At 45.0% G+C, this 14,919-nt stretch carries 13 protein-coding genes; 8 read left to right on the forward strand and 5 right to left on the reverse strand.

The genetic code is table 11. The annotated features are described in order from the left end of the window. Positions 1-119: 119 nt before the first annotated feature. Positions 120-1,010, forward strand: coding sequence for a transcriptional activator NhaR (gene nhaR / locus NB463_RS07395; RefSeq protein ID WP_005381942.1), 891 nt, complete (start codon positions 120-122; stop codon positions 1,008-1,010). 289 nt (positions 1,011-1,299) lie between these two features. Continuing rightward, a complete protein-coding gene (locus tag NB463_RS07400; protein ID WP_005397309.1) occupies positions 1,300-1,602 on the forward strand; it encodes an ArsR/SmtB family transcription factor in 303 nt (100 codons plus the stop codon). 306 nt (positions 1,603-1,908) lie between these two features. On the opposite strand, the gene rpsT is transcribed toward NB463_RS07400, so the two are convergent. Next, positions 1,909-2,169, reverse strand: coding sequence for a 30S ribosomal protein S20 (rpsT, locus tag NB463_RS07405; protein WP_005381938.1), 261 nt, complete (start codon positions 2,167-2,169; stop codon positions 1,909-1,911). A 305-nt stretch (positions 2,170-2,474) separates the two neighbouring features. Here rpsT and murJ point away from each other — a divergent pair, with 305 nt between their 5' ends. The 6 genes from murJ to ispH all read left to right on the forward strand — a co-directional run bounded on the left by murJ (position 2,475) and on the right by ispH (position 10,096). Next, on the forward strand, positions 2,475-4,037 hold the full coding sequence (gene murJ, locus NB463_RS07410; RefSeq protein WP_046873949.1) for a murein biosynthesis integral membrane protein MurJ: 1,563 nt from the start codon (positions 2,475-2,477) through the stop codon (positions 4,035-4,037). 70 nt (positions 4,038-4,107) lie between these two features. Next, complete coding sequence (gene ribF / locus NB463_RS07415) at positions 4,108-5,043, forward strand: bifunctional riboflavin kinase/FAD synthetase (protein ID WP_258432342.1); 936 nt, start codon at positions 4,108-4,110, stop codon at positions 5,041-5,043. Between the two features lie 64 nt (positions 5,044-5,107). Beyond that, the gene (ileS, locus tag NB463_RS07420) at positions 5,108-7,936 is read left to right on the forward strand and encodes an isoleucine--tRNA ligase (protein WP_182019269.1); all 2,829 of its coding nucleotides are present in this window, start codon (positions 5,108-5,110) and stop codon (positions 7,934-7,936) included. A 73-nt stretch (positions 7,937-8,009) separates the two neighbouring features. Beyond that, positions 8,010-8,519 (forward strand): signal peptidase II, encoded by a 510-nt coding sequence (lspA, locus tag NB463_RS07425; RefSeq protein WP_005397302.1) that lies wholly within the window; start codon positions 8,010-8,012, stop codon positions 8,517-8,519. Between the two features lie 156 nt (positions 8,520-8,675). Continuing rightward, complete coding sequence (gene fkpB, locus NB463_RS07430; protein WP_012842130.1) at positions 8,676-9,107, forward strand: FKBP-type peptidyl-prolyl cis-trans isomerase; 432 nt, start codon at positions 8,676-8,678, stop codon at positions 9,105-9,107. Between the two features lie 23 nt (positions 9,108-9,130). After that, positions 9,131-10,096, forward strand: coding sequence for a 4-hydroxy-3-methylbut-2-enyl diphosphate reductase (ispH, locus tag NB463_RS07435; RefSeq protein WP_258432346.1), 966 nt, complete (start codon positions 9,131-9,133; stop codon positions 10,094-10,096). Between the two features lie 47 nt (positions 10,097-10,143). Here ispH and NB463_RS07440 read toward each other — a convergent pair whose 3' ends face one another. The 4 genes from NB463_RS07440 to NB463_RS07455 form a co-directional block, all read right to left on the reverse strand. Next, a complete protein-coding gene (locus NB463_RS07440; protein WP_250157638.1) occupies positions 10,144-10,614 on the reverse strand; it encodes an arsenate-mycothiol transferase ArsC in 471 nt (156 codons plus the stop codon). Positions 10,615-10,688: 74 nt separating this feature from the next. After that, positions 10,689-11,417 (reverse strand): two-component system response regulator BtsR, encoded by a 729-nt coding sequence (btsR, locus tag NB463_RS07445; protein WP_005381917.1) that lies wholly within the window; start codon positions 11,415-11,417, stop codon positions 10,689-10,691. 31 nt (positions 11,418-11,448) lie between these two features. After that, positions 11,449-13,119 carry a sensor histidine kinase gene (locus NB463_RS07450; protein WP_005381915.1) on the reverse strand — a complete coding sequence of 557 codons (1,671 nt, stop codon included), beginning with the start codon at positions 13,117-13,119 and terminating at the stop codon, positions 11,449-11,451. Positions 13,120-13,312: 193 nt separating this feature from the next. After that, positions 13,313-14,797, reverse strand: coding sequence for a carbon starvation CstA family protein (locus NB463_RS07455; protein ID WP_005381914.1), 1,485 nt, complete (start codon positions 14,795-14,797; stop codon positions 13,313-13,315). Positions 14,798-14,919: the final 122 nt, after the last annotated feature.

A 14,919-nucleotide genomic window follows, 5' to 3' on the forward strand; every position in this document is an offset into this window, starting at 1 on the left:
ATTTTATATATTCGGTAAAACTTATGTTTTTGTAATGTATTGTATGGTTTTGTCGAGTTTATTGTTTGTCTCTGTCACATTTGGTATAAAAAGCATCACTTTCTTTTCGGGACTTGATCATGTCACATCTAAACTACAACCATCTATATTATTTCTGGATGGTGTGCAAACAGGGCTCTGTAACTAAAGCGGCCGATGCGCTTTTCCTGACACCGCAAACAGTGACAGGGCAGATTAAAGCGCTTGAAGAACGCATGAAAGGAAAGTTAACCAAACGAAATGGTCGTACAGTTGAGCCAACTGAGTTAGGGCAACTTGTTTTTAAGTACGCCGACCGAATGTTTGGTTTGAGTTATGAGATGTTAGATATCGTCAATTACAGCCAGCACTCGAACATTCTGTTTGAAGTTGGCGTAGCCGATGCGTTATCTAAACGCTTGGTCAGTAAAGTACTAATGACGACTGTCCCGGAAGATAACAGTATTCATTTACGCTGTTATGAGTCAACCCACGAATTGCTACTTGAACGACTGTCTCAGCACAAGCTGGATATGATCCTCTCGGATTGTCCCGTTGACTCAACTCAAAGCCCTGGCCTTTATAGCAAAAAGCTAGGTGAGAGCAGCATGAGCTTTTTCGCCTCTTCTGAAATTGAAAATGTGCGTTTCCCTGAGATTCTGGAACAGAAAAAGCTTTTGATTCCTGCAAGCCGAACAGCAATGGGGCGTAAGGTTATTCAGTGGTTTGATCGTCAAGGTCTTCAGCCTAATGTGTTGGGAGAATTTGATGATGTTGCGTTGATGAAGGCTTTCGCACGGTATCACGATGATGTGATTTTCTTAGCGCCGACCGTATACATGTCGGAGATTGAGGACGACCGAAATCTACAGCTAATTGGTCATGTCGATGGGTTAAAAGAAGAGTACTACGTGATTTTTGCGGAACGAATGATCCAACACCCAGCGGTAAAAAATGTTTGTGATGCTGATTTCAGTCAAATGTTTGAGTAAACCCGTATCGTTGCGCAAATAAATAGATTACTATCAATAAAAATATAATTCTAAATAATACCTAAGTAACTCAAGATACTTGTTTTAGTGAGCAAAACTATTAATTATTGATGGCGCATCAATTCTCCACTTTGGTGGATAATATTGGTGTATCACTAACAACTAAATTAGAGGTTCTAATAATGAAGACTCTGGAAGTGTATCTTGATTTTCTTAGATATATAAATCAGTGCAACACAACAAGCTGGCCAGGGTTGGAATAAGTAAGTTGTAGCTAGAGGTCCAACACATGAATCTACAAGAAATGGAGCAGAACTCCGCAAAAGCCGTCGTGTTGCTCAAAGCGATGGCAAACGAGAGACGCCTACAAATCCTTTGTATGCTGCATAACCAAGAGCTGTCCGTGGGAGAGCTGTGTGCAAAGTTAGAGCTAAGCCAGTCGGCATTATCTCAGCATCTTGCTTGGCTTCGCCGTGATGAGCTAGTCACGACAAGGAAAGAAGCACAAACCGTGTACTACACATTAAAGAGTGATGAAGTGAAAGCGTTAATAAAAACACTGCATAGTCTTTATTGTGCTGAAAGCGCTTAGCGTTAATTACATATACCGAATATATCGTTCATTTTAGGCTGTGAATCTAACTCGTTGGAATATTTGAGAGTGGCGTTAAACTTTTGATGGTAGAGTTACTGCGCATCGACCAATTTGCTTTGTTCTCAAGTGTTTTATTAGTGCTTTCCAGTTTGAGCTTTATAAGGTAAATAAGCTGATGCCTTTGAATAGGCGTGCAGAAAAAAGAAAAGCTGGCATTGCCAGCTTTTTTATTAAGAAAATTTTGTAGATATAAAAAAACCGACACAAGGTCGGTTTTTTCTTCACTGCAAAATCAGGACTCTATTAAAGAGCTTTGATTTGTGCAGCGAAACGAGACTTATGGCGAGCTGCTTTATTCTTGTGAATAAGGCCTTTAGTTGCCATGCGGTCTAGGATAGGTGTAACTACAGCGAATGCAGCAGTTGCAGCTTCTTTGTCGCCTGCTTCGATAGCAGCAACAGTTTTCTTCATGTAAGTACGCATCATTGAGCGACGGCTAGCATTGTGCTGACGACGTTTCTCAGCTTGGATAGCGCGCTTCTTAGCAGATTTACTATTTGCCAAGGGTCTAACTCCCAAAAACTTAGTTCTGTGACAATTTAAGGGCGAGGAATATCCCTCATTTGCGCTTAAATGTCAAATGATTTGTGCAAAAACCGATCTAAGCCAAAACAAATTTTGGTAAGAGAGGTTATCGCGGTTAAGATGGCGGGGATTCTAACAGCATTTTTATACCAATGCTAATAATTATCCGCGAAAGGCACACTTATTCCTTACAACCCGCGGATAGATTTTTGACGTCTATTTACAGCACCTGTCAGAGAAACAGTATAGGGTTAGCTGTCTTATGGTGATATTCCGAGGTTACAGTGAGTAAACGACTACTCAAGTCTGGCATGATCGTCAGTGCTATGACATTTATTTCCCGCGTTCTTGGCCTAGTTCGTGATGTTGTAGTGGCAAATTTAATGGGGGCAGGAGCAAGCGCAGACGTCTTTTTCTTCGCCAATAAAATTCCTAATTTTTTACGACGTTTGTTTGCTGAAGGGGCTTTTTCCCAAGCGTTTGTACCTGTTTTAACGGAAAGCCATGCTCAAGGCGACATGGATAAAACTCGGGAACTGATTGCTAGAGCGGCGGGTACGTTAGGGGTGATAGTCTCTATTGTTACCATTTTAGGTGTCCTAGGCTCCGGCGTGGTCACTGCAGTGTTTGGTTTTGGTTGGTTCCTTGACTGGATGCATGGTGGCCCGGCTGCAGCAAAGTTTGAGCTTGCTAGCGTGATGCTCAAAATCACCTTTCCCTATTTATGGTTCATTACCTTCGTCGCTCTATCGGGCGCTATCCTCAATACATTAGGTAAATTTGCTGTCTCCTCCTTTACCCCTGTTTTCCTCAATGTGATGATTATTTTGGCGGCGTGGTTTATCTCGCCGCAAATGGAAATGCCAGAAATAGGGCTTTCCATTGGTGTTTTCTTAGGTGGTTTGGTCCAGTTCTTATTCCAAATTCCCTTCCTTATTAAAGCAGGCGTCATGGTTAAGCCAAAATGGGGCTGGCGCGATCCGGGTGTAGTGAAAATCCGTACTTTGATGATCCCCGCTTTATTTGGTGTATCGGTCAGTCAGATTAACCTGTTGTTTGATACGTTCATCGCCAGTTTTTTGCAAACCGGTTCGATCAGCTGGCTATATTACTCAGACCGCTTATTGGAATTTCCTTTAGGTCTGTTTGGTATTGCGATTGCGACTGTGATTTTACCCGCGCTTTCACGTAAACACGTTGACGCACAAAGTGAAGGCTTCGCGCAAACCATGGATTGGGGGGTGCGCATGGTGATCTTGCTTGGCCTTCCTGCAATGCTTGGTCTGATGGTACTGGCAAAACCTATGCTCATGGTTCTGTTTATGCGAGGTGAATTTTCTCCTCAAGACGTACATCAAGCATCATTGTCGCTCTTTGCCTACGCTTCAGGTTTGTTGAACTTCATGTTGATCAAGGTGCTCGCGCCAGGTTATTACTCGCGTCAAGATACTAAAACGCCAGTAAAGTACGGCATCATTGCGATGGTGACCAACATGGTGTTTAACGCAATTTTTGCGTACTTTTATGGTTACGTTGGTTTGGCTATTGCGACGGCACTTTCGGCGTTTGTGAATATGGCATTGCTGTATCGTGGTCTACATATCGCAGGGGTATACCAAATCACCAAACGAACCGTCTTCTTTATTATACGTTTGGTTATTGCAGGTGCGGCGATGGTGGCTGCGATCTTATGGCAATTGGAAGACATGTCAGTGTGGCTAGATTGGAGCTTTGCTCACCGCAGCGGTGTACTAGGAATGTTGATCGGTCTAGGAGCCGTGGTTTACCTAGTGGTTCTATTTTTAACGGGTGCACGCTTAAAAGACCTAAAAGCTGGGACAGACTAAGGGTGATTAGTATATAATCCGTCAGTTTCACACAGTGTAAAGTAAAAACAGAGGCAGAAAGCAGTATCCAATGGAACTGATTAGAGGCATTCACAATATCACCCCGCGACATCATGGTTGCGTGCTGACTATTGGCAATTTCGATGGTGTCCATAAAGGCCATCAACAAGTATTGCAGCAAGTGTCTGAGCAAGCGGACAGGCTATCATTGTCTTCTGTTGTGATGACCTTTGAACCTCAGCCGATGGAGCTGTTTGCCAAAGATAAGGCACCTGCACGGTTGACGCGATTACGCGATAAGTTCGTGCAATTGAGTAAGCTCGATATTGATCGCTTGCTCTGCGTCAATTTCAATCGTCATTTTGCAAGTTTAACCGCGGAAGAATTTATCCGTGACTTGTTGGTCGAGCGTTTGGGTGTTAAGTTTCTTGTCGTTGGTGATGATTTCTGCTTTGGCAAAGGCCGTACAGGTAACTTTGCAATGCTGCAGGAAGCGGGGGAAAAGTACGGTTTTGATGTCGTGAGTACCCAGAGCTTTTGTTTACAACAATTACGTGTCAGCAGTACGGCTATCCGTCAAGCGCTGGCGCGTGACGATTTGCATTCCGCGCAACAGATGCTGGGAAGAAACTACAGCATCAGCGGTCGTGTTTCTCACGGAAGAAAGCTGGGAAGAACGATAGGTTTTCCTACTGCGAATATTCCTTTGAAACGCTGTGTTTCTCCGGTTTCCGGAGTCTATGTTGTTCAAGCGCTTGGCTTAGGAAATAAGCCAATTGGCGGTGTCGCTAATATTGGTCAAAGACCGACTGTCAATGGCGTTCGCCAGCAGTTAGAAGTACACTTATTCGACTTTCATGCCAATTTATATGGCAAGCAACTAGAAGTGGAACTTTTGCATAAACTTCGAGATGAGCAAAAGTTTGAGTCGTTTGAAGCACTTAAACAACAAATCGAATTGGATGCTGAAGCAGCAAGGGTGTGGCTGCGTCAGCTTAAGCGTTGAGCGGTTTATTCCACCGTTCAACATAATGTCTAATTTTCGCCCAATATAACGGAATTAAGAATCGATGAGTGAGTATAAAGATACCCTGAACTTACCTGAAACAGGGTTTCCAATGCGCGGCAACCTGGCCAATCGTGAGCCAGAAATGCTTAAGCGTTGGTACAAAGAAGATCTTTACGGTGAAATCCGTAAAGCTAAGAAAGGCAAAAAGTCATTCGTATTGCACGATGGCCCTCCTTACGCAAATGGTGACATTCATATTGGTCACGCACTAAACAAGATTCTTAAAGACATTATTATTAAATCCAAAACACTTTCAGGTTTTGACGCACCTTACATTCCTGGTTGGGACTGCCACGGTCTACCTATTGAATTAATGGTAGAGAAAAAAGTAGGCAAGCCAGGCCAAAAAGTGACGGCAGCAGAATTCCGCGAGAAATGTCGCGAATACGCTGCAGGTCAGGTTGAAGGTCAGAAAGAGAGCTTCAAACGCCTTGGTATCATGGGTGAGTGGGACAAGCCATACCGCACTATGGATTTCGCAACTGAAGCGAACATTATTCGTGCTCTTGGTAAGATCGCAAGTAATGGTCACCTGCTAAAAGGTTTCAAACCTGTTCACTGGTGTACAGACTGTGGTTCTGCTCTTGCTGAAGCGGAAGTAGAATACAAAGATAAAGTATCGCCATCTATCGACGTTCGTTTTAAAGCGGCTGACGAAGCGGCACTGTTGTCTAAGTTTGAGCTGACTGAAGGTCATGAAGGTAAAGGCGATATCTCTATTGTCATCTGGACGACAACTCCTTGGACGCTTCCCGCGAACCGTGCTGTGTGTCTACGTGATGACCTTGAGTATGTACTTATCCAAGTCGAAGGCGAGCAACCTGAACGTATCATCGTTGCAGCTGAACTAGCGAAAGACGTTATGGACCGTGCGGGTATCGAGCACTTCCACAACCTTGGCTTTGCTAAAGGTGCGGAGCTTGAGCTTTCTCAATTCCAACACCCATTCTACGATTTCACTGTACCGGCGATCCTGGGTGATCACGTTACGACTGATTCAGGTACTGGCGTTGTTCACACTGCACCTGGTCACGGTCAAGAAGACTTTGCGGTTGGTAACAAGTACAACCTAGAAGTAGCGAACCCAGTTGGCTCAAACGGTGTTTACCTTCCAGACACTGAGCTATTTGCTGGTCAGCACGTATTTAAAGCGAACGATGCAGTAGTAGAAGTACTAAAAGAAAAAGGTGCACTACTACACCACCACGCTTACGAGCACAGCTACCCACACTGTTGGCGTCATAAGACTCCAATCATCTTCCGTGCTACACCTCAATGGTTCGTTTCTATGGACCAAGCTGGCCTACGTGCTAAAGCATTAGAGTCAATCAAGAACGTAGAGTGGATGCCTGAGTGGGGTCAAAGCCGCATCGAAGGTATGATCGAAGGTCGCCCTGAGTGGTGTATCTCTCGTCAACGTACTTGGGGTGTGCCAATTGCTCTGTTTGTTCATAAAGAAACAGCAGAACTTCATCCAAACACGCTAGAGCTGATCGAGAAAGTCGCTAAGCTGGTTGAAGAGAAAGGCATCCAAGCATGGTGGGATGTAGATGCCGCTGAACTACTAGGTGCTGACGCTGACCAATACGAAAAAGTACTAGATACGCTAGACGTATGGTTCGATTCAGGTGTCACTCACTTCTCCGTTGTTGATGCTCGTGAAGAGTACAACGGCAACAGTGCAGACCTATACCTAGAAGGTTCTGACCAACACCGTGGTTGGTTCCAATCTTCTCTAATTTCATCTATCGCGATGAAAGACGAAGCGCCTTACAAACAAGTACTGACACACGGTTTCGTGGTTGATGGTCAGGGTCGTAAGATGTCTAAATCTATCGGTAACGTGGTTGCGCCAAAAGACGTAACTAACAAGCTAGGTGCTGATATTCTTCGTCTATGGGTTGCTTCAACAGACTACACTGGTGAAGTTGCGGTTTCTGATGAAATCCTAAAACGTAGCGCAGATGCTTACCGTCGTATCCGGAACACAGCGCGTTTCTTCCTTGCTAACCTAAGCGGCTTCAACCCTGAAACAGACATCGTTCCTGTTGAAGAGATGGTTGCGCTAGATCGCTGGGCAGTTGGTCGTGCGCTAGCAGCACAAGAAGAGATTGTTAAAGCATACGAAGAGTACAACACACACGGTGTGACTCAGCGTCTAATGCAATTCTGTTCGATCGAAATGGGCTCTTTCTACCTAGACGTAATTAAAGACCGTCAGTACACAGCAAAACGTGGCGGCAACGCTCAACGTAGCTGTCAGACTGCGCTTTACTACATTGTTGAAGCGCTTGTTCGTTGGATGGCTCCTATCATGTCGTTCACTGCAGATGAAATTTGGAACGAAATGCCAGGCGAGCGCGACAAGTTCGTATTCACTGGTGAGTGGTTCGACGGTCTATTCGGCCTTGCTGAAGGTGAAGAGCTGAACAATGAATTCTGGGCTGAGATCCAAGCGGTTCGTGGTGCAGTAAACAAACTTCTAGAAGATGCGCGTAAAGAGAAAACCATCGGTGGTGCACTACAAGCTGAAGTGACTCTATTTGCTGATGACGCTTTAGCAGCGAAGATCAACAAACTTGAAGATGAACTGCGCTTTGTTCTACTAACCTCTGCGGCGAAAGTTAAGCCTCTAGGTGAGAAGACTGATGCAGCACAAGCCACGGATATCGAAGGCTTGTTTGTTGAAGTAGCAGCAGCTGAAGGCGAGAAGTGTGATCGTTGTTGGCACCACACGCCAGACGTAGGCACAATTGAAGGTCACGAGAAAATCTGTGGTCGTTGTGTATCTAACGTAGAAGGCGAAGGTGAAGTACGTAAATTCGCGTAATTGCCTAGAACGACTGAACTTTTTTTAAAATTAACAGCCCCAGTATTTACTGGGGCTGTTTGTAGGTAAAGTAATGAGTGAAAAAGCACTGTCTTTAAAGCAATCTGGTATTCGCTGGTTATGGTTAGCGGTGGTTATCTTTTTAGCTGATATTGGCATTAAGTATGTTGTAATGAACAACATGGGATATGGCTGGGCAAACCGCATAGAAATTTTGCCATTCTTTAATCTTTTGTACGTGCATAACTATGGTGCTGCTTTTAGCTTTTTGAGTGATCAAGCGGGCTGGCAACGTTGGTTATTTACAGGTATTGCTTTTATCGTTACGGGTCTTTTGACTTACTGGATGAGTAAACTACCAGCGAAAGAGAAATGGAATAATATTGCTTATGCCATGATTATTGGTGGCGCAGTAGGTAACGTATTCGACCGAGTAATACATGGGTTTGTCGTGGATTATTTGGACTTTTTCTGGGGTAATTATCACTGGCCAGCGTTCAACCTTGCAGACATGGCGATCTGTATTGGTGCCGCGATGATTATTCTTGACGGCTTTCGAAAGAAAGACGAGGCGAAAGCCTAAGTAGTGGCAGTGTATATTGTGAAAAGTTGAATAACCCTAAGCGTCGCCCGTTGATTCGAGCGACGCTTTTTATTATGTTGGAGCGCCAATCAGCATATCAATGTATAAAAAGACCAAGCTGACAGCGTAATAACCCAAGAACAAGGAAGCAGTAACGTGACAACAATAACCAATGAATCTGTAGTAACCCTTCACTTTACGATTAAAATGAAAGATGGATCGGTTGCGGATAGTACTCATAACATGGGTAAACCAGCGAAATTTGTTATGGGTGATGGCAGCTTGAGTGAAAACTTTGAGCAGTGCTTGATAGGCCTCGAAACAGGCGCACAAAAAGCGATTGAGTTAAAAGCAGAAGACGCGTTTGGCATGCCAAACCCAGACCATGTACACCATATGGATCGCACTAAGTTTGTAGGTGATGCAGAAGTAGAAGTGGGTACAATCATGGCGTTCAGTGGTCCTGATGGCATGGAAATCCCGGGCATTATTACAGAGATTGCTGGCGATTCAGTCACTGTGGACTTCAACCATCCTCTAGCGGGACAAGACGTGACTTTCGAAGTTGAAATTTTGTCAGTAGAATAGCGAACCCAATAAAGATAATTTCCATGAGCAATGAAATGAAAATCCTATTAGCTAACCCACGCGGCTTTTGTGCTGGTGTAGACCGTGCGATTAGCATCGTAGAGCGTGCGCTAGAGATGTATCAGCCACCGATTTATGTTCGTCATGAGGTGGTGCATAACCGTTTTGTGGTTGAAGGGCTAAAACAACGTGGCGCTGTCTTCGTTGAAGAGCTGCATGAAGTGCCAGACAACAACATTGTGATTTTTTCTGCTCATGGTGTATCGCAGGCAGTTCGTCAGGAAGCCAAGCTGCGTGATTTGACCGTATTTGACGCAACGTGTCCCCTAGTAACCAAAGTGCATATGGAAGTGGCGCGTGCGAGCCGTCGTAATATGGAAGTGGTTCTGATTGGTCACGCAGGTCACCCTGAAGTCGAAGGTACGATGGGGCAATACGCCAGTGAAACCGGTGGTATGTACTTGGTTGAAACTCCAGCCGATGTTGAGAAACTGAAGGCGATTGTGAAAGATCCATCCGATCTTCATTACGTAAGCCAAACGACGCTTTCTGTCGATGAAACTGCCGATGTTATCGAAGAGCTACGCCGCGTGTTCCCAGATATCCAAGGTCCACGTAAAGACGATATCTGTTATGCGACACAAAACCGCCAAGATGCCGTACGTGAATTAGCTGGTGACGTAGATGTGATGGTTGTGGTGGGTTCTAAAAACTCATCAAACTCTACACGTCTTAAAGAGCTAGCTGAAAAGCTAGGGACACCTGGCTACTTAACCGACTGTCCGGAAGATATCAAACCTGAGTGGTTCGAAGGTAAAACAAAGGTCGGCGTGACTGCGGGAGCATCTGCTCCGGAAGAGCTCGTTAATCAGATTCTAGAGCGAATCAAAGAACTCGTTGGTGCCGAAGCGGTTGATGAAGTACTTGGCCGTGAAGAGAATATGTTCTTTGAAGTACCTAAAGAACTGCAAATCAAGCAAGTGGATTAGTCTCCATTTATCGAATATTCAAAAGGCGACCTGTGGGGTCGCCTTTTTTACATCTCTCTTAACTCATTTAGGTAATCACGAATTTGGTCTTTTCCTAAACCATCGATAATCATATCAGACACCTTCGTGATTCTTCGCTCAAGCGATTGAGCAACCTTTTCGCAATGTGCGTACATGTCTTCATCAGAACCATCGGTCGGAAAAGCATCAACTTGCCAGTTTACTCGAACACCACCTGCAAGCCACTGAGGAGCGGTTTCTTGATGTAAAGAATCACAGAGAATAATAACGATGTCGGGAAGAAACTGAGTTCGCTCCTCCCATGAATGCGTGTGGATATGCGGAATGGGGAGTTGGTGGTCATCTAAATATTTTTGCACCACTGGGTGCACCTTGCCTGTGGGATGTGAGCCTCCACTGGTGACACTAAAATCTGCTGGCAGGATATTGGTTGCGATTGACTCCGCGAGGACGCTTCGTCCAGCGTTGTGCTTACATATGAATAAAACTTTATACATCATCGCCTCGTCTTTTCAGAGCGTCCTATTTATACGCTAGCGGAAACTCAGCGATGATGTGTGAAGTTTTTGTGTTAGTGGCTAATGCCGAGCATCTCTTTGAGCACCTTTAAGTAGCGGCGGCTTACTGGTATCTCAAAGCCTGTTTTGGTGATGATTTCCGCTAACCCATTTTCCAGTAACTTGATTTCGCTAATCGCTTTAATACTGACTAAGTATTGACGATGGCAGCGGACTAGAGGGGTTTTCTCTTCCAACGTTTTTAATGTCAGTTGGGTGCTCGCGGTTTGGCTGGTGGAGCGTACATGCACGCCGCTGATATCACTGTAAGCACATTCCACCGTGTCGGTGGCCATGATAACGATGCGGTTGTGTCCGATGCACGGTATCTGATCTAAAGTGTCAGGCGTAATAGCAGACAGTTGTTGCGTTAGGGCGGATTGGCTAATGACTTTGTTTAGTCGTTTGACCGTTTTAGTTAACCGGCATGGGTCGACAGGTTTGAGCAAGTAATCAAAGGCATTGTCTTCAAATGCTTGAATCGCATACTGATCATAAGCCGTGACAAAAACCACATAAGGCATGGTTTCTGGATCAAGCATCCCAAGTAGTTCAATCCCCGTGACTTGAGGCATTTGGATATCGAGAAACACCACATCAGGCTTAAGTTCATTGATTTTTTTTAGGCCAAGGATTGCGTTTGAGGCATCGCCCACGACCTCAACTTGGCCTGTTTCATCCAGTAACTCTGCTAGCTCTTCACGAGCAAACTGTTCATCATCAATGACGAGTGCGGTTAACATCCAACATTACCTTTATTGCTTCAGCGTGCTTTTATGATTTTGGGGGAATGATAAAGCTCATTTTAGTAAATTGATGTGGCTCGCACGTAATTTTTAGCGCTGCATCACGTCCAAATTGATTAGTGAGACGTTTGTCGACAATTTCTAAACCTAGCCCTGAGTGGTTTTCTTTTGGCGGTTCAAAACTGCCTGCGTTGTCTTCGACGGTAATCAAGTGACCTTGTGGGTGTGCTTCGCTGTATATATGAACTTTACCACCTTCAAGCATGTTTGAAATGCCATGCTTAATGGCGTTCTCAACCAAAGGCTGGAGTGTAAAGCTTGGTAATTTGATGTCCAGCAATTCAGGTTGAATATCGATTTCAACCTCTAAGCGGTCCGTAAAACGCGCTTTTTCGATGCTCAAGTACGAGTTCACATGTGCAAGCTCTTCCTTTAGCGTCACGGTATTAATGTTCTGCTTTAAATTGCTGCGGAAGAAGTGCGATAAATTTTGGATTAGCTCGCGCGCTTTGTCAGGGTCACGACGAGTAATCGCACTAATAGTATTGAGTGCATTAAACAAAAAGTGTGGATTCACCTGAGCGTGAAGCAATTTTATTTCTGCTTGGGCGAGTAAGGCTTGTTGTTGTTGGTAATCGCCATAAAGGATTTGGCTAGATAGAAGCTGGGCTATTCCTTCCGCCATCGACATGTTGGCCGTCGAGAACAATTTACGCTTCGGTTCATACAGCTTTATGGTACCAATGACCTCTTTCCCTGCACGCAGTGGGATGATCAGCGCAGATCCGAGCTTGCAATCTTTTGCAATGGAGCATTGGTATGGACGCTCCGCACCATCAAGATAAATGATGTCGTTTTTCTCCATGGAGTCTAATGTGCTTTGCGATGAAATCGGCGTGTTCGGTTTATGGTGATCATCGCCAATGCCCACAAACGCCAAGATCTTTTCTTGGTCAGTAATCGCGACAGCGCCCACTTTGGTTTCTTCGTAAATAATACGTGCGATTTTCTCTGCGTTTTCGGTGTTGAAGCCGTTGCTTAGAATTCCCACTGAGCGATCAGCAATGGTGAGCGCTCGACGCGAAAACGTCGCAGAAAACTTTTCAAAGATTGCTTTTCTGTCTTGCAGGATACTCATGAACAACGCTGCACCAAATGAGTTCGCGATGATCATAGGCGCTGCAATAGCGGACACCAGTTCATAGGCTTGATCAAAAGGTTTCGCGACGGCGAGCAGCAAAATCATTTGCACCACTTCTGCAACAAACGTGACGCTGAATACGACGCTTGGATTAAACAGCAATGCGCCTTTATTTCGCTTGATAAGGTAAACGTGGAGCAAGCCACCAATTACGCCCTCGGCGGTGGTTGAAATTGCGCAGGCTAGGTCAGTAAAGCCACCAAGAGAGTATCGATGGATGCCACCAGTAAATCCGACGGCGAAACCTACAACAGGTCCACCAAACAGCCCGCCCATAACTGCGCCGATCGCACGAGTATTGGCAATAGCATCGTTGATGTGCAGACCGAAATAGGTGCCGAGAATACAAAAGCCAGAGAAGAGTACGTAACAAATTAGGCGGTGGCTTAAGCGCGAAGAAATACTCAGCAAAGGTAAGATGATTGGCGTTTTACTTAGCATGTAAGCCAAAACTAAGTACACACACATCTGTTGTAAAAGGGAGATGACCAGTTCCATAGTGAACCTAACCTAGAATCAATGTTGTTATTGTATACCTAAGTAACCTCAAGATGCTTGGCTCAGATAGATAAGAACAGCTAAGTAAATGATGCTGCGCTGTGCTTTCTGAGTCTTAAAGTGACTTGGGTATAAAACAAAAAGAGCCTGCAATTGGCAGGCTCCTATCTTAGTCACTCAGATGTGACGAGTATTACGCTGTTTCTGATACGGCTTGTGGTTTCTCTTCGTCAGCCAGTTCAGTTTCACCTTTACCCTTAGAGGTTTTGATAACGTAACCTGTCACAGCTAGGGCAAACACAATACCTACGATAGTTGATAGTTGCATTGGCAGACCAAAACCTAGCGAGCTGTTGTTTAAGATGAACGTGACACATACCGTGGTCATGAAGATAGCTGGGATAGTGGTAATCCAGTGCAGCTTGTTGTGACGCAGTAGGTAAGCGGACGCAGTCCAAAGCATCATTACCGCTGTTGTTTGGTTTGCAAAACCGAAGTAGCGCCAGATAATGCCGAAGTCTACTTGAGTTAAGATACCGCCGATAACGAACAGTGGAAGTGCCATCAGTAGACGGTTACGTAGCGTTTTTTGTTCCATGTTGAAGTATTCAGCAAGGATCAAGCGGCTTGAACGGAACGCTGTATCGCCAGACGTAATTGGTAGGATAACCACACCCAGGAACGCAAGGATACCACCGAACACACCTAGCAGACCAAATGATGCGCTGTATACCACGTTACCAGGGCCACCGTTTTTCACAGCTTCTGATAGAGCGTCTAGAGAGCCGAAGAAAGACAGAGCGATAGCACACCAAATTAGCGCGATAACACCTTCACCAATCATTGCACCGTAGAATACGAAGCGACCGTTTTTCTCATTTTCCATACAACGCGCCATCAGTGGAGACTGAGTTGCGTGGAAGCCAGAGATAGCGCCACATGCGATAGTGATGAACAATGCAGGCCATAACGGCATGTCATTTGGGTTGAGGTTAGAGAACATGTCCGAAACTTGGAAGTCACCCATTACTGTGTGTTCGCTAGAGAAAGCAACGGCTGTCATTAGGCCAACAGACATAAAGATAAGTAGGGCGCCAAACAGTGGGTAGAAACGACCAATGATTTTATCGACAGGAACAATCGTCGCAATGATGTAGTAAGCAAAAATAGCAATAACCATTGTAGTCATGCTTACGCTCAAGCTTGTTTGATCATTGATGAGGTTAGTAATCATGCCAGCAGGGGCTGAAACGAACACTACGCCAACTAGAAGCAATAGGACAATGGCAAAAATATTCATAAAGTGTTTTGCGCCATTACCTAGGTAGCGACCTGTAATGGTAGGTACAGATGCACCGCCGTTACGCACTGAAAGCATGCCTGAGAAGTAATCGTGTACTGCACCAGCAAAAATACAACCGACTACAATCCAAAGCATCGCCGCAGGACCGTATAGTGCCCCCATGATCGGGCCAAAAATTGGACCAACACCTGCGATGTTAAGTAGTTGAACTAGGTAAACTTTCTTTGTTGACATTGGAACGAAGTCAACACCGTCCGATTTGGTGTGAGCTGGCGTTTGGCGTTTTTCATTGATGCCGAAAATCTTCTCGACGAAAGCGCCGTAGATGAAGTATCCGCCGATTAGGGCTGCGACACAGGTTAGAAACCACATCATAGCAATTGTCCTTGGTCTTAGTTGGGTAGGGTAATTTTTTAATCTCAGGATGCATGTTATGCGTCACTTGTGTTAAATGCATTCGGTTAGTAGATGAGTGGTCGAATAGAGCACTGAGTGGT

Origin of the sequence: Vibrio sp. RM-41-2B (assembly GCF_024744415.1) — a bacterium.
Taxonomy (GTDB): Bacteria; Pseudomonadota; Gammaproteobacteria; order Enterobacterales; family Vibrionaceae; genus Vibrio; species Vibrio diabolicus.